Origin of the sequence: Paracoccus sp. M683 (genome assembly GCF_007096355.1) — a bacterium.
Taxonomy (GTDB): Bacteria; Pseudomonadota; Alphaproteobacteria; order Rhodobacterales; family Rhodobacteraceae; genus Paracoccus.
In genome coordinates, this window is record NZ_VKDF01000005.1 from 353,963 (window position 1) to 372,861 (window position 18,899).

The following is an 18,899-nucleotide window of genomic DNA, read 5'->3' on the forward strand; positions in this document are numbered from 1 at the left end:
GTCAGCCCATGCCCGACTGATGCTTGTGACCGGCGGCGCGGCGATTGTCATTGCGCCAGCTGAGCAGCGCGGCCAGACCGCCGCTGGCGCAATAGATCAACCCCAGCAGCAGGATCAGCCAGCCGGGCACGGGGCCGATGGCGGCGCGTTCGAAGAATTCCCCGCTATGGGCGATGGGCGTGGGGTGGACGATGATCTTGCCGATATAGGCCAGCGCCTGAATCAGCAGGATCCAGATATAGTTGCGCCGAATGCGCCGCCCGACCGCCACCCACATCGAGACGTGATAGGACGGGTGGCGGTAATCCTCGGCCATCACCTTTTGCCAGCCGGTGTTCAGCCGCATGTCGCCATCTTCCAGCAGCGGCACGATCATGTTCAGTTCCAGCCAGCGGCAGCGGGCGCGCCAGACGTTGAAATAACGGTATCGCCGCGCCTCCAGCATCAGGAAAAAGACGATCAGGATGCCAACCAGCACCAGTGGCAAGGGCGAGGCGTTGGGCGTGGCAAAGGTGATCGACAGCGCGATCCCCAGTGTGACCACCGCCCAGTTGGTCGTCGTGTCCAGCCGCGTGCGCCAGATGGTCGAGCGGTAAAGCTCGCCCCGATAGACATGCGCAAGCATCCCCATCTCGGCGCTGTCAAAGCCGGTGCGCTCGGCTGGCCTTTCGTCCATTCCGTCCCCCCTTGGGGCAGGATGCACGGGCTGGCGCCGTGGATCAAGCGCCGACCGCCTCGCGCCAGTGGCGGCGGCACAGCGAGACATAGGTTTCATTGCCGCCGACCTGCACCTGGGCGCCCTCGGTGATGGCATGGCCATCGGCGTCGCGGCGGATGACCATCGTGGCCTTGCGCCCGCAATGGCAGATGGTGCGGACCTCTCGCAGGTCATCGGCCAGCGCCAGCAGCGCGGCCGAGCCGGGGAACAGTTGGCCGCGGAAATCGACGCGCAGCCCATAGCACATGACAGGGATGCACAGGTCGTCGGCCACGCGGGCCAGTTGCCAGGCCTGATCGGCGGTCAGGAACTGCGCCTCGTCGACAAAGATGCAGGCCGCGCCCGCGCCTTCGGCCTGGATCAAGGCGAACATGTCGGTATCGGCGTCAAAGGTCAGCGCGTCATCGGCAATGCCGATCCGGCTGGCGATGCGGCCGGTGCCGGCGCGGCTGTCCAGTGCCGCGGTCAGCAGCAGCGTCTGCATGCCGCGTTCGCGATAGTTGTAGGATGCCTGCAACAGCAGCGTGCTTTTGCCGGCATTCATGGTCGAATAGTGGAAATACAGCTTGGCCATGGCGGCAGCAGATAGCGCCGTGATCTGCCGCCATCAAGGCATGACGATTGCGGGCCGCCGCCGCACGGGTTGCAAAATCATCGTCTGCATGGCAAAAGCCAGGTTCGGCGGCGGTCTGATCCCTTGGCGCGATTCTGCGCTGCCTTTCCCTATATCTTACATCTCTGGTTATCCTGATGCGCGATCCCTTGTTCCGCATGGCCCTTGTTCTGGGCCTTCTTTCCGCCGTTGGTCCCTTTGCGATCGACATGTATCTGCCCGCGATGCCGCAGGTGGCCGCCGATCTTGGCACGACCGAGGCCGGCGCCGCCCTGACGCTGACATCCTATTTCATCGTCTTTGGCATCGCCCAGATGATCTATGGCCCGATGGCCGATGCCGTTGGCCGCAAGAAGCCTCTGGTTCTGGGCGTGGCGATCTTTCTGCTGGCCACGATCGGCGCGGCCCTGGCCCCGGATATCGGCTGGCTGATCCTGGCCCGCGCCGGGCAGGGGCTGGGCGCGGCGACGCTGATGGCGGTGCCGCGCGCGGTGATCCGCGACATGGCCACTGGCCCCGCCGCAGCCCGGATGATGGCGGCGATCATGATCGTCATTTCGATCTCGCCGATGCTGGCGCCGCTGACCGGGGCCATGGTCATGCTGTGGGGCGGCTGGCGCGAGATATTTGCCGTGCTGGCCGTGGCCGCCGTGATCAGCCTGTGCCTGATCATCTTCGTGCTGCCCGAGACCCTGCCGGCTGAGCGTCGCCAGCCTGTCAAGCTGGCCCCTATGCTGGCCGGCGCGCGCCGGCTGCTGGGTGACCGGCGCTTCATGGGGCTGACGATGATCGGCGGTTTCGGCATGGCCAGTTTCTTCGTGTTCCTGTCCACCGCCAGCTTTGTCTATACCGGCCAATACGGACTAAGCCCGACCGGCTTTTCCATCGCCTTCGCCATCAATGCCATCGGCTTTTTCACCGCCTCGCAATTCGCCGGCCCCCTGGCCGAGCGTTTCGGGATGGAGAGGGTGATCTCGCTGGCCATCACCGGCTTTGCGGGGATCTCGCTGGCGCTGGTGGCGCTGGTCTGGCTGGGGGTGGATGCGCTGCCGGTGGTGATCGCGGGGCTGTTTCTGGCCAATGCCTGCCTGGGGCTGGTGCTGCCCACGGCGATGGTGATGTCGCTGGATCCCCATCCCGACATCGCTGGTCTTGCCTCGTCACTGGGGGGCACGCTGCAAATGCTGACCGGCGGCATCATGATCGCCCTGACCGGGCCGTTCATGCAAAACAGCGCGGCGACCATGGTTGCGGCCATCGCGCTGTGCGGGGTGCTGGCCTGGCTGGCGGCGGCGATCTCCCTGCCGCGCCTGCGCCTGTTGGCCATCTGAGGATGCTTTGGTCCTGCCGCGACCCCGTCATGGCCGGACCTGGTGATCACCGGATATGAAGGCGACGCCTGGTGCGTCAGCTGACGCAGCCCGCCCCTTCGGTCGCCAGCCCGGCATTGGCGCGGAACATGGCGAACATCTCTCGGCCCATGCCTTCGGTATTGCCGCTGAGATCGGCCACGACCGGACGGCGGTTGTCGAAATCCTCGGCAAGGCAGTCGATGCTGCCGGTGGTGGCGTCCAGCCGGATCACGTCGCCATCGCGCACCCGCGCCAAGGGGCCGCCATTCGCGGCCTCGGGCGAGATATGGATCGCCGCCGGCACCTTGCCCGACGCGCCCGACATGCGCCCATCGGTGACCAGCGCCACCTTGAGCCCCCGATCCTGCAAGACGGCCAGAATCGGCGTCAGCGAATGCAGTTCCGGCATGCCATTGGCGCGCGGTCCCTGAAAGCGGACGACGACGACGGTATCCTCGGTGAACTCACCAGCCTTGAAGGCGGCTTTCACCTGTTCCTGATCGGAAAAGACGCGGGCCTTGGCCTCGATGATGTGACGCTCGGCCGCAACGGCGCTGATCTTGATGACGCCGCGGCCAAGATTGCCGTCAAGCTGCTTGAGGCCCCCGGTCAACGCGAAAGGATCGCTGGCCGGGCGCAGGATCTTGTCGTTCAGCGTCTCGCGCGCGCCTTCTTCCCAACGCACGCGGTCGCCGTCCAGCTTGGGTTCGGTGGTATAACGCGCCAATCCGTCACCAACGATGGTTTTCACGTCGGGATGCAGCAGGCCCGCATCCAGCAACTCGCCGATCATATAGCCGAGGCCCCCGGCGGCGTGGAAATGGTTCACATCGGCCAGACCGTTGGGATAGACCCGCGCCATCAGCGGCACGGCCTCGGAAATGTCGTGGAAATCCTCGATGTCCAGCTGCACACCCGCCGCCCGCGCCATGGCGGGCAGGTGGATGACCAGATTGGTTGAACCGCCCGTGGCCATCAGCCCGACCAGCCCGTTGACAAAGGCTTTCTCGTCCAGCACCTCGCCGGCCGGGCGATAGTCATTGCCCAATCGGGTAATGGCGGCGGCGCGTTCGACCGCGCTGACGGTCAGCGCATCGCGCAGGGGCGTGTTGGGGTTCACGAAGCTGGACCCGGGCAGGTGCAGGCCCATGAACTCCATCAGCATCTGGTTGGTGTTGGCGGTGCCGTAGAAGGTGCAGGTGCCGGCGCCGTGATAGGATGCCATTTCGGCCGCCATCAGCGCATCGCGGCCAACCTCGCCTGCGGCGAATTGCTGGCGGACCTTCGATTTCTCGTCATTCGGAAGGCCCGAGGTCATCGGCCCGGCGGGCACGAACACCGCCGGAATATGGCCAAAGGTGGCGGCGGCGATGATCAGACCCGGCACGATCTTGTCGCAGACGCCCAGATAAAGGGCCGCATCGAAACAGTCATGCGACAGTGCCACGCCCGAGGCCAGCGCGATCACGTCACGCGAAAACAGCGACAGCTCCATCCCCGCGCGGCCCTGGGTGACGCCGTCGCACATGGCAGGCACCCCGCCAGCGACCTGCACCGTGGCACCTGCCGCCTTGCCGGCGCGGCGGATCAGTGATGGATAGGTTTCGAACGGCTGATGCGCCGACAGCATGTCGTTATAGGCCGTGACGATCCCGATATTGGGCATGCGGGTGCCGGCCATATCGGCCTTGTCATCCATCGCGGCATAGGCATGGGCCTGGTTGCCGCAGCTGAGATGCGCACGGCGCGGCCCTTCCTCGGCGGCGCGGGCGATCTTTTGCAGGTAGTGGGCGCGGCTGGTGGCCGAGCGTTCACGGATGCGGTCGGTGACGCGGGCGATCGTGGCGTTCAGGGTCATGGCGGGCCTCTTTGCTGCGGTTGCCTCTGGTATACACTGTTAGCGATAACAGTGCAATGGGTCGAGGGCGGTCAGGGGGCGCTGCCCCCATCGCCTTGCGGCGATTCCCCCAGGGATATTTGGATGAAGAAGAAACCGGGGGTGCTTGTTCCCGCCGGCGGGTCGTGCGAGATCGGCGGGGAAAGGAAATCTCATGTCCGACCTGCCTGTCATTCGTCTGCGTCCGAAGTCAAAGCCTCAGGCGATTCGCCACGGCTTTCCCTGGGTTTTTGCCGATGAGGTGGTGACAGACCGACGGACCCGCGCGATCGAGGCAGGTGCTTTCGCCGTGCTGGAAGATGCCGAGCGGCGGGCGCTGGCGCTGGTGACGGTGAACCCGGTCAGCAAGATCATCGGGCGGGTGATGGATGGCGATCCGGCCGCGCGGATTGATGGCGACTGGCTGCGGGAGCGGTTGTCGCGCGCGCTGGCGATGCGGCAGCGGCTGTATGACGCGCCCTTCTATCGGCTGGTCCACGCCGAGGCTGATGGCCTGCCGGGGCTGGTTATCGACCGGTTTGGCGATGCGGCGGTGATCCAGCCGAATGCGGCATGGGCCGACCGGATGGCGGGTGAAATCGCCACGGTGCTGGCCGAGGTCGTGGGTCTGTCCACGGTGATCCTGAACGGGCAGGGGCGGGCGCGCGGGCTTGAGGGGCTGGACGAACGGATGGAGGTTCTGCTGGGCACGGCGCCAGCGGCCCCGGTTCAGGTGCCGATGAACGGCGCCATCTATCTGGCTGATCTGATGGGCGGGCAGAAAACCGGGTTGTTCTTTGACCAGCGCCCGAACCACGCTTTTGCGCAGCGGTTGGCCAAAGGTGGGCGGGTTCTGGACGTGTTTTCCCATGTCGGGGGTTTCGGGCTGGCGGCGCTGGCCGCTGGCGCGACCCATGCCACCTGCGTCGATGGCAGCGCCGCAGCGCTGGATCTGGCCGGGCAGGGGGCCGCCGCCATGGGCGCGGGCGAGAAGCTGGCGGTGATCCAGTCGGATGCCTTCAAGGCGATGGAGCAGCTGGCCGAGCAGGGCGCCCAATTCGATCTGGTGGTTTGCGATCCGCCGGCCTTTGCGCCCTCGAAACCGGCATTGGAGGCGGGGCTGCGCGCCTATGAGCGGGTGGCAAAGCTGGCCGCGCCGCTGGTGGCGCCGGGGGGCTATCTGGGGCTGTGTTCCTGTTCGCATGCCGCCGATCTGACGGCGTTCCGCAATGTCAGTGCCCGCGGCATCGGGCGTGGCGGCCGGCGGGCGCAGCTGATCCATACCGGGCAGGCGGGGCCGGATCATCCGACGCTGCCGCAACTGGCCGAGACCGGCTATCTGAAGGCGCTGTTCTTCCGGCTGGATGGCTGATGCGGGCGGTTCTGGACGCCAATGTCCTTTACCCCACGGTGTTGCGGGAAATACTGGCGGATGTCGCGGCGGCGGGACTGTATCTGCCGCTGTGGTCGCCGCGCATTCTGGATGAATGGCGTCACGTTGCCGCCCGGCAGGGCCCGGATGTGGCCGCCATTGCCGGGGCCGAGATCGCGCTGCTGACCGATCGGTTTCCGGCTGCGCTTGTCAGCGAACAGGGCCGCCGCAGTTCCGGGCTGGATCTGCCGGACCCCGCCGATGCCCATGTGATCGAGGCGGGGCTGAACGGCGGTGCCGATCTGATCATCACCGCCAATCTGCGCGACTTTCCGCGCCCGGCGCTTGCGGCTGTGGGCTTGCGGGCAGAGCATCCTGATGCTTTTCTGACCGCGCTTTGGGCGCATGATCCAGACCCTGTTGCCGCTGCCGTCAATGCCGCCCATGACAAGGCGCAACGGCTTGGCGGGACGATGGAATTGGCGCCGATGATGAAGCGGGCGCGCCTGCCCAGATTGGGGCGCGCGCTTCGGCGGTGAAGGGTTGTTGTTATCGCTAACATGAGGTAAGAGCAGCCCGATGACGTGAAGGAGACTGGCATGGTTTCGCGGGTGATTCCGGTCGATGATTTCGACCTTGTGATCTTTGGGGCGACGGGCGATCTGGCGCGGCGCAAGATTCTGCCGGGGCTGTTTCGCCGTTTTGTCGCCGGGCAGATTCCCGAAACCTCGCAGATCATCGGTGCGGCCCGAACGGCGCAGGATGATGCGGCCTTTCAGGCCGATGTGCGTGCCGCCATCGTGGAATTTGGCAAGGTCGACAAGAAAAGCCCCGACCTGGACCGTTTTCTGATGCTGCTGCATTATGTGTCCATCGACGCCAAGGGCGAGGGGGGCTGGAAGGAACTGAAGGCCAAGATGCGCAAGGGCGCTATCCACGCCTTCTATTTCTCGGTCGCGCCGTCGCTGTTTGGCGACCTGGCCGAGCGGCTGGCCGCGCATGGCATGGCCCATGGCGACGCCCGGATCGTGGTCGAGAAACCCTTTGGTCGCGATCTGGCCAGCGCGCGGGCGCTGAACGCCACGCTGCGCAAGCATTTCGACGAACATCAGATCTATCGGATCGACCATTATCTGGGCAAGGAAACCGTTCAGAACCTGATGGCGGTGCGTTTCGCCAATATCCTGTTCGAGCCGCTTTGGAACGCGCAATATGTCGACCATGTCCAGATCACCGTGGCCGAAACCGTGGGCGTGGGCGGGCGCGGCAGCTATTATGACAATTCCGGCGCCATCCGGGACATGGTGCAGAACCACATGATGCAGCTTCTGTGCCTGATCGCGATGGAGCCGCCCTATCATTTCGACCCCGATGCCGTGCGCGACGAGAAGCTGAAGGTGATCCGCGCGCTGGAACCCGTCGAGGCCACGGAAATCGTGCGCGGCCAGTATCAGGCGAATGGCGACGAGGGCAGCTATCTGACCCATGCCGAGAACCCCGATTCGCGCACCGAAAGCTATGTCGCGATGAAGGTCCGCATCTCGAACTGGCGCTGGCAGGGGACGCCCTTCTATCTGCGCACCGGCAAACGGTTGCGCGCCCGCACCAGCGAGATTGCCGTGGTGTTCAAGGAACCGCCACATTCGATCTTCGAGGATGCCCATACATCGGGCGAGCCGAAGGCGAATGAACTGGTGATCCGGTTGCAGCCCAATGAGGGGATGAACCTGAAGGTGATGATCAAGGAACCGGGGCCGGGCGGGATGCGACTGGTTCAGGTGCCGCTGGACATGACATTTGCCGATGCGCTTGGCCCCGAGGGCGCCGATATGCCAGACGCTTATGAACGGCTGATCATGGATGTGATCCGCGGCAACCAGACCCTGTTCATGCGCGGCGATGAAATCGAGGCAAGCTGGGCCTGGACCGACCCGATCATCCAGGCCTGGGATGATGGCAAGGCCCGACCCGAGCCTTACGATCCCGGCTCATCCGGCCCGGACGAGGCGCTTGGCCTGATGCATCGCGACGGCCGCCGCTGGCGTGAGATCCGGTCATGAGCGTCGAGTTCGTCGAATATCCCGACCGCGAAATGCTGGCCCTGATGCTGGCCGACCGGCTCGCCAGCCAACTGGGCCAGCACCTGCGCACGAATGACGCCGCCAGCCTGTGCGTGCCCGGTGGCACCACGCCGGCGCCGGTGTTTGAATCGCTGAGCGCCACCGATCTGGACTGGGATCGGGTGACGGTGTTTCTGGGCGATGAGCGTTGGGTTGACGGCGAACATAACCGTTCGAACTCGCGGCTGCTGCGCCGGCATCTGTTGAAGGACAAGGCGGCGGGGGCGAATTACATCGACCTCTATACCGGCGACGCGCAGCCCGATGACGCGGTGGCGGGGCTGTCGGAACGGCTGCTGCCGCAGTTCCCGATCACCGTGGCGCTTTTGGGCATGGGCAATGACATGCACACGGCCAGCCTGTTCCCCGGTGCCGATCATCTGGCGGCAGCCCTTGCGGCCGACGCGCCGCCGGTCATGGCGATCCGGGCCGAGGGCGCCGAGGAACCGCGCATCACCCTGACGGCGCCCTATCTGAAAAACGCCATCAATGTGCATCTGCTGATCACCGGTCCCGAAAAGCGCGAGGCGTTCGAGCGCGCGCAGAAGCTGGACCCGGTCGAGGCGCCGATCCGCGCGCTGACGGACAATATCACCGTGCATTGGGCCGAGTGACGGCACTCAACCCTTTGAGTTTGAATCGGATTCGGGAAGGGCAAGGCCATGAATGACAACTGGAAAATGCTGGGCAACCTGCGTGCTGCGCAGGATGAAACCCGGATCACCGACCTGTTTCAGGCCGATCCGGGCCGGGCTGCGGGCTTTGCCGCACAGGCGGACGGGCTGGTTTTCGACTATTCCAAGACCCTGATCGACGCTGCCATCCGCGACCGGCTGATCGCGCTGGCCGAGGGTGCGGATGTGGCCACCCGCCGCGAGGCGATGTTTGCGGGCGACAAGATCAACGAGACCGAGGGCCGGGCGGTTCTGCACACCGCGCTGCGCAACCTTGAGGGCAGCGTTGTCGTCGACGGGCAGGATGTGATGCCGGCCGTGCGCGAGACCCATGCCCGTATGGCTGATTTTGCCCGCGCGGTTCGCGATGGCAGCTTCAAGGGGCAGGGCGGCAAGATCACCGATGTGGTGAATATCGGCATCGGCGGGTCCGACCTTGGCCCCAAGATGGCGGCGCTGGCGTTGGCGCCCTATCATGACGGGCCGCGCACCCATTTCGTCAGCAATGTCGACGGCGCCGATATTCATGACGTGCTGGCCGGGCTGGATCCGGCGACGACGCTGGTGATCGTGGCGTCAAAGACCTTCACGACCATCGAGACGATGACCAATGCCAAGACCGCGCGTGACTGGATGGCGCGTTCGGTCAGCAACGCCCCGGCGCAATTCGCGGCGCTCAGCACCGACCAGAACCGCACGGCGGCCTTTGGCATCGACACCGCCCGCGTCTTTGGTTTCGAGGATTGGGTCGGTGGGCGCTATTCCATGTGGGGGCCGATCGGCCTGTCCTTGATGATCGCCGTTGGGCCGGATGATTTCGACGCCTTTCTGGCGGGCGGCGCGGCGATGGATGCACATTTCCGCGCCGCACCCTTTGCCGAAAACCTGCCGGTGCTGCTGGCGTTGGTGGGCATCTGGCACAACCAGATCTGCGGCTATCCGACCCGCGCCGTGCTGCCCTATGACAACCGGCTGATGCGGCTGCCCGCCTATCTGCAACAGCTGGAAATGGAATCGAACGGCAAGGGCGTGGCGATGGATGGCAGCGACCTGCCGCGCGCCTCTGGCCCGGTGGTCTGGGGCGAGCCGGGCACGAATGGGCAGCACGCTTTCTATCAGCTGATCCATCAGGGCACCGCCGTCATCCCCTGCGAGTTCATCCTTGCCGCCCGCGGGCATGAGCCGGACCTTGCCCATCATCACATCCTTCTGGCCGCCAACTGCCTGGCCCAGTCCGAGGCGCTGATGCGCGGCCGCTCGCTGGACGAGGCGCGCCGGCTGATGGAGGCCAAGGGCTTGCAAGGGGCTGAACTGGAACGGCAGGCGCGGCATCGGGTGTTCAAGGGCAACCGCCCCTCGACCACATTGCTGATCGGGCAGTTGACCCCCTATACGCTTGGTCAGATCGTCGCGCTGTATGAACATCGCGTCTTTGTCGAAGGCGTGATCCTTGGGCTGAACAGCTTTGACCAATGGGGCGTGGAACTGGGCAAGGAACTGGCCCTGAAGGTCGAACCCCTGCTGAAGGGCGAGCCAGCGCCCGGCCATGACCCGTCGACCGTGCATCTGGCGGAACTGGTGCGCGACATGCGCGGCGAGGGGTAAGGGCGGCCCTTCAAGCCTTGTCGCTGGTGGCCATCCGCGCCACCCGCCGATCCATCACCCGCCGCCACAGTGGCGGAACCAGCGCGATAGCCCCCATTACCGACAGGGGATAGGGCAGCATCGGGCGCGGCGCTTCGGCCCGCGCCAGCCGCAGCGCCGGATAGGCGCGCAGCGGATGGGCGTGGTGGTCGGAATGGCGTGGCGCGTTCACCAGCGTCAGCGATGACAGCGCATGCGGGCTGTCCCAGGAATGGCGCGGCCCGACCGGCTCGGGCTTGCCATCGGGGCCGGTCCGGCGGCGCAGCCCATAATGCTGGACATAATCCGACAGCATCAACTGCATCTGCGCGTAAAGGCAAAGGGCCAGATAATCGGCCAGCGCCAGCCCGCCAAGGATCAGCCCGACGCCCGCGATCATCGCCAGCCCGCCGCCGACCCAAGCCAGATAGGGGTTCAGCCGGCCGGGCTTGCGCGCCGACAATGCGCGTTCGGCCCGCAATCCCTGCCGGAACGAGCCGATCCAGGCACGCGGAAAGAAGCGCCAGAACCCCATGCCCTGCGGCGCCGAGTTCGGATCGGCATCGGTTGCGACATGGTGGTGGTGCACCAGCCGATGCGCGCTGGTGTGATGGCCAAACAGCAGGCTGACATAGGCCGCCGCCCCCAGACGAAACAGGGTGCGGCTTGGGCGGTGGATCAGCTCATGCGCGGTGGCATTGGTGATCTGGCCGAAATACATGCCCGCTCCCAGAAACAGGGCCACACGCTCTGTCCGGGTCAGCCAGTCGCCCGCGAATGCCGCCAGTGCCACGGCCAGCAGTGCGAAATGCAGCCCGATCAGCAGGACCAGCCCGGCATCGGCGGCGGGAAAGTGCGCCTGCGCATCGGCATCGGGAAAGGCGCGCGACAGGGCCACATCGACCGCCGGCGCGGCCACGGCCGCCCAGATCAACCCGGCCCAAAGCGGCCAGCCACCGATCAGCGCCCCGGCGACCAGCAGAAGGCCGGGCAGCGCGCCAAAGACCACAAAGGCGGTTACGGGCGGCGTCTGTGAAAAGGTCCGGGTCATCCTGTCTGCATCCCTCCGGTCTGGCGCGATGATAGGCGCGGCTTGCGGCAGGTGCCAGCCGGGCTTTCCCTTCAGCCCTTCGACGATTAGGTTGCGGCCAAGGATATTGAGGCAACGGGGCGTGACATGTCGTTCTTTTCGAAACTGCGCGATCGGCTGACGCGATCTTCCTCGAAGATCGGGCAGGGGCTGGACCAGATCGTCGGCGAAGCCTCCGAGGACATCGCGCCCGACGTCGTGGCCGAGGTTGCGCCAGAGCCTGCCGCTGCGGTCCAGCCCGAACGCGCAGCTGAACGCCGGCCCGAGCCGGCGCCGCATCCCGGTCCCGACCCGATGCCGCAGCCGCGCCCTCAGCCCGCGCCGCAGCCTCATCCCGACCCGGTTCCGCGCCCACTGCCCGCAGCCGAGGCCGCGCCCGTGCCCGCGCCTAAGGCCGAGCCCGCCGCCGGTGCCAGGCCCGGCCTGATGGGGCGCATCTTCGGCCGCGATCCGGCTACGGCCGAGCCGCGCCGGGCGCTGGATGACGAGATGCTGGAACAGCTTGAGGATATGCTGATCCAGGCTGATATGGGCGTGGAAACCGCCCTGCGCGTCACCGCCAATATCGCCGAGGGGCGCATTGGCCGCCGCGTCTCGGCCACCGAGTTAAAGGAACTGCTGGCCACCGAGATCGCCCGGATCATGCAGCCGGTGGCGCGTCCGCTGCCGATCTATCCCAAGAAGCCTCAGGTCGTTCTGGTCGTGGGGGTCAACGGCTCGGGCAAGACCACGACCATCGGCAAGCTGGCCAGCCAGTTCAAGGCGGCGGGCAAGAATGTTGTGATCGCGGCGGGCGATACCTTCCGCGCGGCGGCGGTCGAACAGTTGCAGGTCTGGGGCAATCGCGCCGGTGTGCCGGTCATGACCGCGCCCGAGGGAAGCGACCCCGCCAGCCTTGCCTTTGACGCCATGACGCGGGCAGAGGCCGAGGGCGCGGATCTGTTGATGATCGACACCGCCGGGCGGTTGCAGAACCGCGCCGACCTGATGGAGGAACTGGCCAAGATCGTCCGCGTCATCCGCAAGAAGGATGCAACTGCGCCGCATAATACGCTGTTGGTTCTGGACGCGACGACCGGGCAGAATGCCCTGTCGCAGGTCGAGACTTTTCAGAAGCTGGCAGATGTGTCGGGCCTGGTGATGACCAAGCTGGATGGCACGGCGCGAGGTGGTGTTCTGGTGGCGCTGGCCGACCGCTTTGGTCTGCCGATCCATGCCATTGGTGTGGGCGAACAGATCGACGATCTTGATGCCTTTGATCCGCAGGAATTTGCCCGCGCATTGGTGGGTTTGTAACGGCGGGGTCACACAACTCACGCGGAAGTGAGCCGCCGCAGGCCTTGCGGCTTTTGGGCAAGCGGGCGTCAGCGGCTATAGTCGGGGCCTGCCAGAGGGAAGCCCATGCTGCCACGATCCGCCCTGGCATTGGCCCTGATCGCCTTTCCTGTCATGCAGGTGCCGGCCGATGCGCAAGTCCGTCGATACAGCCATTGTATCGCCATCGCCGATGCCGCGCCGGGGATCGAATATCTGCAACAGGCCGCCTGGACCGACCCGGTTGCGGAAGGCACGGCCCGGATCAGCTATGTCGGGCATTCGATGTTTCTGATCCAAAGCGAGGGCGGCGTAGATATCGTCACCGATTTCAACGGCTATCTTGGGCCGTCGGATTTTCTGCCCGATGCGGTCACGATGAACCGTGCACATTCAAGCCACTGGACCGATAATCTTGAGGGAATCGCGCATGTGTTTCGCGGCTGGTCGGACCAGTTCGGCATTGGCATCGACCATCACACCGAACTGGGCGATGTGCTGATCCGCAATGTCACCAGCGACATCCGCAGCTTTGGCACGGTCGAGGAAAACGGCAATTCGATCTTCGTTTTCGAGATGGCCAACCTGTGCATCGCGCATCTGGGCCATCTGCATCAGGAACCAAGCGATGCGCAATATGCGGCTTTGGGCCGTGTCGACGTGCTGATGGTGCCGGTGGATGGCATCTATACCATGGCGCAGGATACGATGATGCGGGTGGTCCAGCGGCTGCAAAGCTCGCTGGTGATTCCGATGCATTGGTTCAACCCGTCGCGGCTGGAACATTTCCTTGCCGGCATGTCGGGCCAGTTCGTCGTCGAATATGCCTCTGGCAGCGAGGTCACCGTGTCGCTGTCGACGCTGCCGCCGCAGCCAACCATTCTGGTGCTGCAACCCGCGCCGCTGATGCGGTAAGCCAGCCTAGTGCGCTTGCCGGTCGGGATGGGCGGCGGCGAAGGCGGGGATCCGTTCCAGACTTTGCGCCACGCGGCGAATCTTGGGCATGGCGGTCAGGTCGATACCCCAACGGTCGGCGTTATACAGCTGTGGCATCAGGCAGATATCGGCCAGCGTCACTGTATCGCCCCAGCAATGATCGCCACCGGCCAGCATTGCCTCGACTGCGGCAAGGCCGGGGGCGATGAAATGGCGCATCCAGTCCTGCATCGTGATCGCGCCGTTCGATGCGGCGACGGCATGGCGGGCCGTGCCCAGATTGCAGATCGGGTGAATGTCCACGGCGACCGCATGGGCGATGGCGCGGATATGGGCGCGATCGGCCGCCGCGCCGGGCAGCAGGTTCAGCCCGCGCGTTTCGTCCAGATAGTCGATGATCGCCAGCGATTGCGTCAGCCGCAGGCCGTCGATTTCGATCACCGGCACCAGACCTTGCGGATTGCGGCGCAAATGCGCGTCCGAGCGCTGTTGCCCGGCCACCAGATCGACCGGCTGGCTGTGCCAGTCCAAGCCCGCCAGCCCCAGGGCGATGCGCACGCGATAGCTGGCCGATGACCGCCAGTAATCATAAAGGGCGATCACGGCTTTTCCTCCATCAGCCGGTCCAGCGCGGCGTTCAATGCCGCCATGTGACCCGCCAGCCTGGCCTCAAGCTGGTTCTGAAACTCGATCGCCAGTGGCAGCAATTCCGCCATCAGTGCCCGGCCCTGATCGGTCAGCGAAAGGCTGACCAACCGGCGGTCGGCCTCGTTTTCGGTCTTTTCGATCAGCCCGGCTTCGGCCAGCCTCGTGGCGGCGCGGCTGGCCTTGGATTTCTCAAGGCTGACCATCTGGCCCAGTTCGCGCACCGAAACCTCGCCCGAATCCATCAGGTGCACCAGCACCCGCCATTCGGCGACCGAGATGCCAAAGCGGTTGCGATACAGCCCGGCCAGCCCGGCGCTGACATGCTGCGCGGCCACGGCCAGCCGATAGGGAAGAAACCCCGACAGATCGAAATCCGGTAATTTGCCTGACATGTCGCCTCTGCCCTGCCGATGCTGCCCCGCCAGAATCCGCCAAATTCATCTCATCTGCAATGAATTTCTTGACTTCGTTGCAGATGCAACGAATAATCCCGACGAGATGCAACATTCCGCCTGGCCGGGAAGGGAGAGATCAGATGACCAAGCACGAGCTGCCGCAGGGGATGATCCGGGCGTCCGGCACGCAGGGCACGCATGAGGGTTACATGCCCGGTTTCGGCAATGATTTTGAAACCGAGGCGCTGCCCGGCGCGCTGCCACAGGGGATGAACAGCCCGCAGCGGGTGAATTACGGGCTTTATGGCGAGCAGCTTTCGGGCACGGCCTTCACCGCGCCCAGCCATCAGAACGAACGGACCTGGTGTTATCGCATCCGCCCCTCGGTCAAACATTCGGGGCGCTATCTGCCGGTCGATCTGCCCTATTGGAAGACTGCGCCGCATATCCCGCAGGGCGTGACCTCGCTTGGGCAATACCGGTGGGACCCGGTGCCCCATACCGATCAGGCGCTGACCTGGCTGACGGGGATGCGCACCATGACCACGGCGGGGGATGTGAACATCCAGGTCGGCATGGCCAGCCATATCTATCTGGTCACGCAATCCATGCAGGACGCCTATTTCTATTCGGCCGACAGCGAATTGCTGGTGGTGCCGCAGGAAGGGCGGTTGCGTTTCTGCACCGAACTGGGCGTCATCGACCTTGAGCCGCAGGAAATCGCCGTGATCCCGCGCGGTCTGGTCTATCGCGTCGAGGTGCTGGAAGGGCCGTGCCGTGGCTTCGTCTGCGAGAATTACGGCCAGAAATTCGAACTGCCCGGCCGTGGCCCCATCGGCGCGAATTGCATGGCCAACCGCCGCGATTTCAAGACACCGGTGGCCGCGTTCGAGGATCGTGAGGTGCCCTCGACCCTGACGATCAAGTGGTGCGGCCAGTTCCACGAATGCCAGATCGGTCATTCGCCGCTGGACGTGGTGGCCTGGCACGGGAATTACGCGCCGGTGAAATACGACCTGAAAACCTATTGTCCGATCGGCGCGATCCTGTTCGATCATCCCGATCCCTCGATCTTCACCGTGCTGACCGCGCCTTCGGGGGTCGAGGGGACCGCGAATATCGACTTCGTGCTGTTCCGCGAACGCTGGATGGTGATGGAAAACACCTTCCGGCCGCCCTGGTACCACAAGAACGTCATGTCGGAACTGATGGGCAATATCTATGGCCAGTATGACGCCAAGCCGCAGGGCTTTGTCCCCGGCGGCATGAGCCTGCACAACATGATGCTGCCCCATGGCCCGGATCGCGAGGCGTTCGAAAAGGCCTCGACGGTGGATCTGAAACCCGAGAAGCTGGACAACACCATGTCCTTCATGTTCGAGACCCGTTTTCCCCAGCATCTGACCGAGTTTGCCGGTCGCGAGGCGCCGTTGCAGGATGATTACGTCACCTGCTGGGACGGGATCGAGAAGAAGTTCGATGGCACGTCCGGTTTGAAGTAAGCAAAGCCGGGGGCTGTCTGCCCCCGGACCCCCGAGGATATTTTCGTGAAGAAGAAAGGGGACGGTATGTCCTTGATCCGGTCATGGGTGGACAGCGCCAATCGCGCAGACACCGACTTTCCGCTGAACAATCTGCCTTACGGGGTTTTCGACGACGGGCAGGGCGCGCGCATGGGCGTGGCCATCGGCGATTTCGTCCTGGATCTGGGGCGCGTGGATCACGGGCTGGATCCGGTGCTGCTGGCGGACCCTGCCTGGAACGACGTCATGGCGGCGGGGCCCTCGGTCTGGGCGGGGCTGCGGGCGAGGCTGACCGAGCTTTTGTCGGATGAGGGCCATCGCCCGGCGGTGGGGCCGCATTTGCTGCCGTTGGCGTCTGTGCGGATGCTGATGCCGTTCCGGGTCACGGAATATACCGATTTCTATGCCGGCAAGAACCATGCCGTGAATGTCGGCACCATGTTCCGGGGCGCCGAGAATGCGCTGCCGCCGAACTGGCTGTCGATCCCCATCGGCTATAACGGGCGGGCCTCCTCGGTCGTGGTCTCGGGCACGGATGTGGTGCGGCCCTGGGGGCAGGTGAAGGCGCCGGACGAGGCGCAGCCGCGTTTCGCGCCCTCGGCCCGGTTCGATCTGGAGCTGGAGATGGGGGCGATCATCGGGCAGCCCTCGGACGGGATGGTTTCGGTGGCCGAGGCCGATCAGATGATCTTTGGCTATGTGCTGCTGAATGACTGGTCGGCGCGGGACATTCAGGCTTGGGAATATCAGCCGCTTGGCCCGTTTCAGGCAAAGGCGACGGCCACCACCATCAGTCCCTGGATCGTGACCCGCGCCGCGTTGGAGCCGTTCCGCGTATCCACCCCCGAACGCGAACGCCCACTGCTGCCTTACCTGCGCGAGCCGGGGCCGATGCTGTATGACATTGCGCTGGAGGTGGGCTTGGCCCCCGAAGGCAAGCCCGAAACGGTGATCGCGCGGACGAATTACGACCAGATGTATTACTCGGCCGCGCAGCAACTGGCCCATCACACGACCAGCGGCTGCGCGATGCGGGTGGGTGATCTGCTGGGGTCGGGCACGATTTCGGGGCCGACGAAAGACAGCCGGGGTTCGTTGCTGGAACTGAGCTGGGGCGGGAAAGAGCCCCTGACGCTGGCCACGGGCGAAAGCCGCAGCTTTCTTGAGGATGGCGACAGGCTGATCCTGCGCGGTGCGGCCCAGGGCGATGGCTATCGCATCGGGTTCGGGGAATGCGCGGGCGTGTTGCGCCCGGCGCGCAGGCTGCCCGATTGGGCCCAGGAATAGGGGCGGGCGCTGATCTTCGCCGCCGGATGGTGATCCGGCGGTTTGATCCTTGTGGTGCGGCTCAGGCGGTCGCTGCCTGGCCACGGCGCCAGCGGGGAAACGGATCGGGCAGGCCGGTCCAGCGGTCGGGGTCGGCCTCGTCACCGATCAGGCAGGCGTCCAGACGGTGACGAATGCTGTCCTCGTCCATGTCGCAGCCGATGAAGACGATTTCCTGCCGCCTGTCGCCCCATGGCTCGGCCCAGTTCTGGGCGATATGGGCCCTGGCCTGTTCATCGCCGGGCCAGCGGTCGCGCGGAACCGTCGCCCACCATTGCCCAAGCGGCCGCACATCGGCCAGTGCCCCGGCCAGCGAAAACTCGGCCACCCAATCGGGCTGCGTGGCGATCCAGAAATGGCCCTTTGCGCGGATCACGCCACGCAGCGGCGAGGTCAGCAGCTGGTGGATCTTGCGCGGCTCGAACGGGCGGCGGGCGCGGTAGGTGAATGAGCTGACGCCGTATTCCTCGGTCTCGGGGGTGTGGTCGGCAAAGCCGTACAGTTCCTTGACCCACATCGGATGATCATGCGCGCGGTCAAAGTCGAACAATCCCGTATCCAGGATCGCATGTGGCGGGACCCGGCCGTGATCGGCCTCGATGATGCGGGCATCGGCATTCAGGCTGCGAATGATGCGGCGCGCGGCATCCGCCTGTTCCGCACCGGCGCTGGTGACCTTGTTCAGGACCACCACATCGGCAAATTCGATCTGTTCGGTCAGCAGCTGGACGAGGTGGCGCGCATCACCCGGCCCGGCGACCTCGCCCCGGTCGGCCAATGCGTCATGGCTGGCGAAATCCCGCGGCAGGTTGACCGCATCGACCACCGTGACCATCGTATCCAGCCGCGCCAGATCCGACAGGCTGGCCCCCGTCTGATCGGCAAATTCAAAGGTCGTGGCGACCGGCAGCGGCTCGGATATGCCCGAGGATTCGATCAGCAGATAGTCAAAGCGCCCGGCCTCGGCCAGCCGGCGCACCTCGGTCAGCAGATCCTTGCGCAAGGTGCAGCAGATGCAGCCGTTCGACATCTCGACCAGCGCCTCTTCGGTTCGTGACATGCCGCCATCGGCGCGGATCAGGTCGGCGTCGATATTCACCTCGGACATGTCGTTGACGATGACCGCCACGCGCAGGCCGGCGCGATTGTTCAGGATATGGTTCAGCAATGTCGTCTTGCCCGCCCCAAGAAAGCCGGAAAGAACGGTGACGGGCAGGCGGTCGGGGCGGGTCATGGGATGGTCCTGTGAAGCGATTGGACAAGAATCGTTATATTATAACATAATGTTAGTCAATCGAACCCGAGACCGTTTGCCACCC

At 65.0% G+C, this 18,899-nt stretch carries 17 protein-coding genes; 10 read left to right on the forward strand and 7 right to left on the reverse strand.

Going from position 1 to position 18,899, the window contains the following annotated elements; all coding sequences use genetic code 11:
* Window position 1 precedes the first annotated feature (1 nt).
* Both FNJ84_RS12075 and FNJ84_RS12080 read right to left on the reverse strand, forming a co-directional pair.
* Window positions 2-676, reverse strand: a complete 675-nt coding sequence (locus FNJ84_RS12075) for a DUF2270 domain-containing protein (protein WP_255471189.1) — start codon at window positions 674-676, stop codon at window positions 2-4.
* Between the two features lie 43 nt (window positions 677-719).
* On the reverse strand, window positions 720-1,292 hold the full coding sequence (locus tag FNJ84_RS12080) for a thymidine kinase (protein ID WP_143793366.1): 573 nt from the start codon (window positions 1,290-1,292) through the stop codon (window positions 720-722).
* A gap of 176 nt (window positions 1,293-1,468) precedes the next feature.
* Between FNJ84_RS12080 and FNJ84_RS12085 the strand changes: the two genes are divergently transcribed.
* Complete coding sequence (locus FNJ84_RS12085) at window positions 1,469-2,662, forward strand: multidrug effflux MFS transporter (protein WP_143793367.1); 1,194 nt, start codon at window positions 1,469-1,471, stop codon at window positions 2,660-2,662.
* Window positions 2,663-2,738: 76 nt separating this feature from the next.
* On the opposite strand, the gene edd is transcribed toward FNJ84_RS12085, so the two are convergent.
* Window positions 2,739-4,541, reverse strand: a complete 1,803-nt coding sequence (edd, locus tag FNJ84_RS12090) for a phosphogluconate dehydratase (RefSeq protein ID WP_143793368.1) — start codon at window positions 4,539-4,541, stop codon at window positions 2,739-2,741.
* A 193-nt stretch (window positions 4,542-4,734) separates the two neighbouring features.
* Between edd and FNJ84_RS12095 the strand changes: the two genes are divergently transcribed.
* The 5 genes from FNJ84_RS12095 to pgi are packed head-to-tail and all read left to right on the forward strand — an operon-like array spanning window position 4,735 to window position 10,330.
* Complete coding sequence (locus tag FNJ84_RS12095) at window positions 4,735-5,931, forward strand: RSP_2647 family RNA methyltransferase (RefSeq protein ID WP_143793369.1); 1,197 nt, start codon at window positions 4,735-4,737, stop codon at window positions 5,929-5,931.
* Window positions 5,931-6,470, forward strand: coding sequence for an RSP_2648 family PIN domain-containing protein (locus tag FNJ84_RS12100; RefSeq protein ID WP_143793370.1), 540 nt, complete (start codon window positions 5,931-5,933; stop codon window positions 6,468-6,470). The genes FNJ84_RS12095 and FNJ84_RS12100 overlap by 1 nt, the downstream gene beginning before the upstream one ends.
* Before the next feature lie 60 nt (window positions 6,471-6,530).
* Window positions 6,531-7,991, forward strand: coding sequence for a glucose-6-phosphate dehydrogenase (gene zwf, locus FNJ84_RS12105; protein WP_143793371.1), 1,461 nt, complete (start codon window positions 6,531-6,533; stop codon window positions 7,989-7,991).
* On the forward strand, window positions 7,988-8,665 hold the full coding sequence (pgl, locus tag FNJ84_RS12110) for a 6-phosphogluconolactonase (protein WP_143793372.1): 678 nt from the start codon (window positions 7,988-7,990) through the stop codon (window positions 8,663-8,665). Before zwf ends, pgl begins: the two co-directional genes overlap by 4 nt.
* Before the next feature lie 48 nt (window positions 8,666-8,713).
* Window positions 8,714-10,330 (forward strand): glucose-6-phosphate isomerase, encoded by a 1,617-nt coding sequence (gene pgi / locus FNJ84_RS12115; protein ID WP_143793373.1) that lies wholly within the window; start codon window positions 8,714-8,716, stop codon window positions 10,328-10,330.
* A gap of 10 nt (window positions 10,331-10,340) precedes the next feature.
* Here the strand turns inward: pgi and FNJ84_RS12120 are convergent, their stop codons facing one another.
* Window positions 10,341-11,399, reverse strand: coding sequence for an alkane 1-monooxygenase (locus FNJ84_RS12120; protein ID WP_143793374.1), 1,059 nt, complete (start codon window positions 11,397-11,399; stop codon window positions 10,341-10,343).
* Window positions 11,400-11,525: 126 nt separating this feature from the next.
* On the opposite strand from FNJ84_RS12120, the gene ftsY reads away from it, so the two are divergent.
* Both ftsY and FNJ84_RS12130 read left to right on the forward strand, forming a co-directional pair.
* Window positions 11,526-12,734 carry a signal recognition particle-docking protein FtsY gene (gene ftsY, locus FNJ84_RS12125; protein WP_143793375.1) on the forward strand — a complete coding sequence of 403 codons (1,209 nt, stop codon included), beginning with the start codon at window positions 11,526-11,528 and terminating at the stop codon, window positions 12,732-12,734.
* 105 nt (window positions 12,735-12,839) lie between these two features.
* Window positions 12,840-13,667: an MBL fold metallo-hydrolase gene (locus FNJ84_RS12130; RefSeq protein ID WP_143793376.1), complete on the forward strand. Its 828-nt coding sequence runs from the start codon at window positions 12,840-12,842 to the stop codon at window positions 13,665-13,667.
* A gap of 6 nt (window positions 13,668-13,673) precedes the next feature.
* On the opposite strand, the gene maiA is transcribed toward FNJ84_RS12130, so the two are convergent.
* Window positions 13,674-14,291, reverse strand: coding sequence for a maleylacetoacetate isomerase (gene maiA, locus FNJ84_RS12135; protein WP_143793377.1), 618 nt, complete (start codon window positions 14,289-14,291; stop codon window positions 13,674-13,676).
* On the reverse strand, window positions 14,288-14,728 hold the full coding sequence (locus FNJ84_RS12140; RefSeq protein WP_143793378.1) for a MarR family winged helix-turn-helix transcriptional regulator: 441 nt from the start codon (window positions 14,726-14,728) through the stop codon (window positions 14,288-14,290). The genes maiA and FNJ84_RS12140 overlap by 4 nt, the downstream gene beginning before the upstream one ends.
* Window positions 14,729-14,871: 143 nt before the next feature.
* Between FNJ84_RS12140 and hmgA the strand changes: the two genes are divergently transcribed.
* Both hmgA and fahA read left to right on the forward strand, forming a co-directional pair.
* Complete coding sequence (gene hmgA / locus FNJ84_RS12145) at window positions 14,872-16,233, forward strand: homogentisate 1,2-dioxygenase (protein ID WP_143793379.1); 1,362 nt, start codon at window positions 14,872-14,874, stop codon at window positions 16,231-16,233.
* A gap of 66 nt (window positions 16,234-16,299) precedes the next feature.
* Window positions 16,300-17,541 carry a fumarylacetoacetase gene (gene fahA, locus FNJ84_RS12150; RefSeq protein WP_143793516.1) on the forward strand — a complete coding sequence of 414 codons (1,242 nt, stop codon included), beginning with the start codon at window positions 16,300-16,302 and terminating at the stop codon, window positions 17,539-17,541.
* Between the two features lie 61 nt (window positions 17,542-17,602).
* Here fahA and FNJ84_RS12155 read toward each other — a convergent pair whose 3' ends face one another.
* On the reverse strand, window positions 17,603-18,814 hold the full coding sequence (locus FNJ84_RS12155) for a GTP-binding protein (RefSeq protein WP_143793380.1): 1,212 nt from the start codon (window positions 18,812-18,814) through the stop codon (window positions 17,603-17,605).
* Window positions 18,815-18,899: the final 85 nt, after the last annotated feature.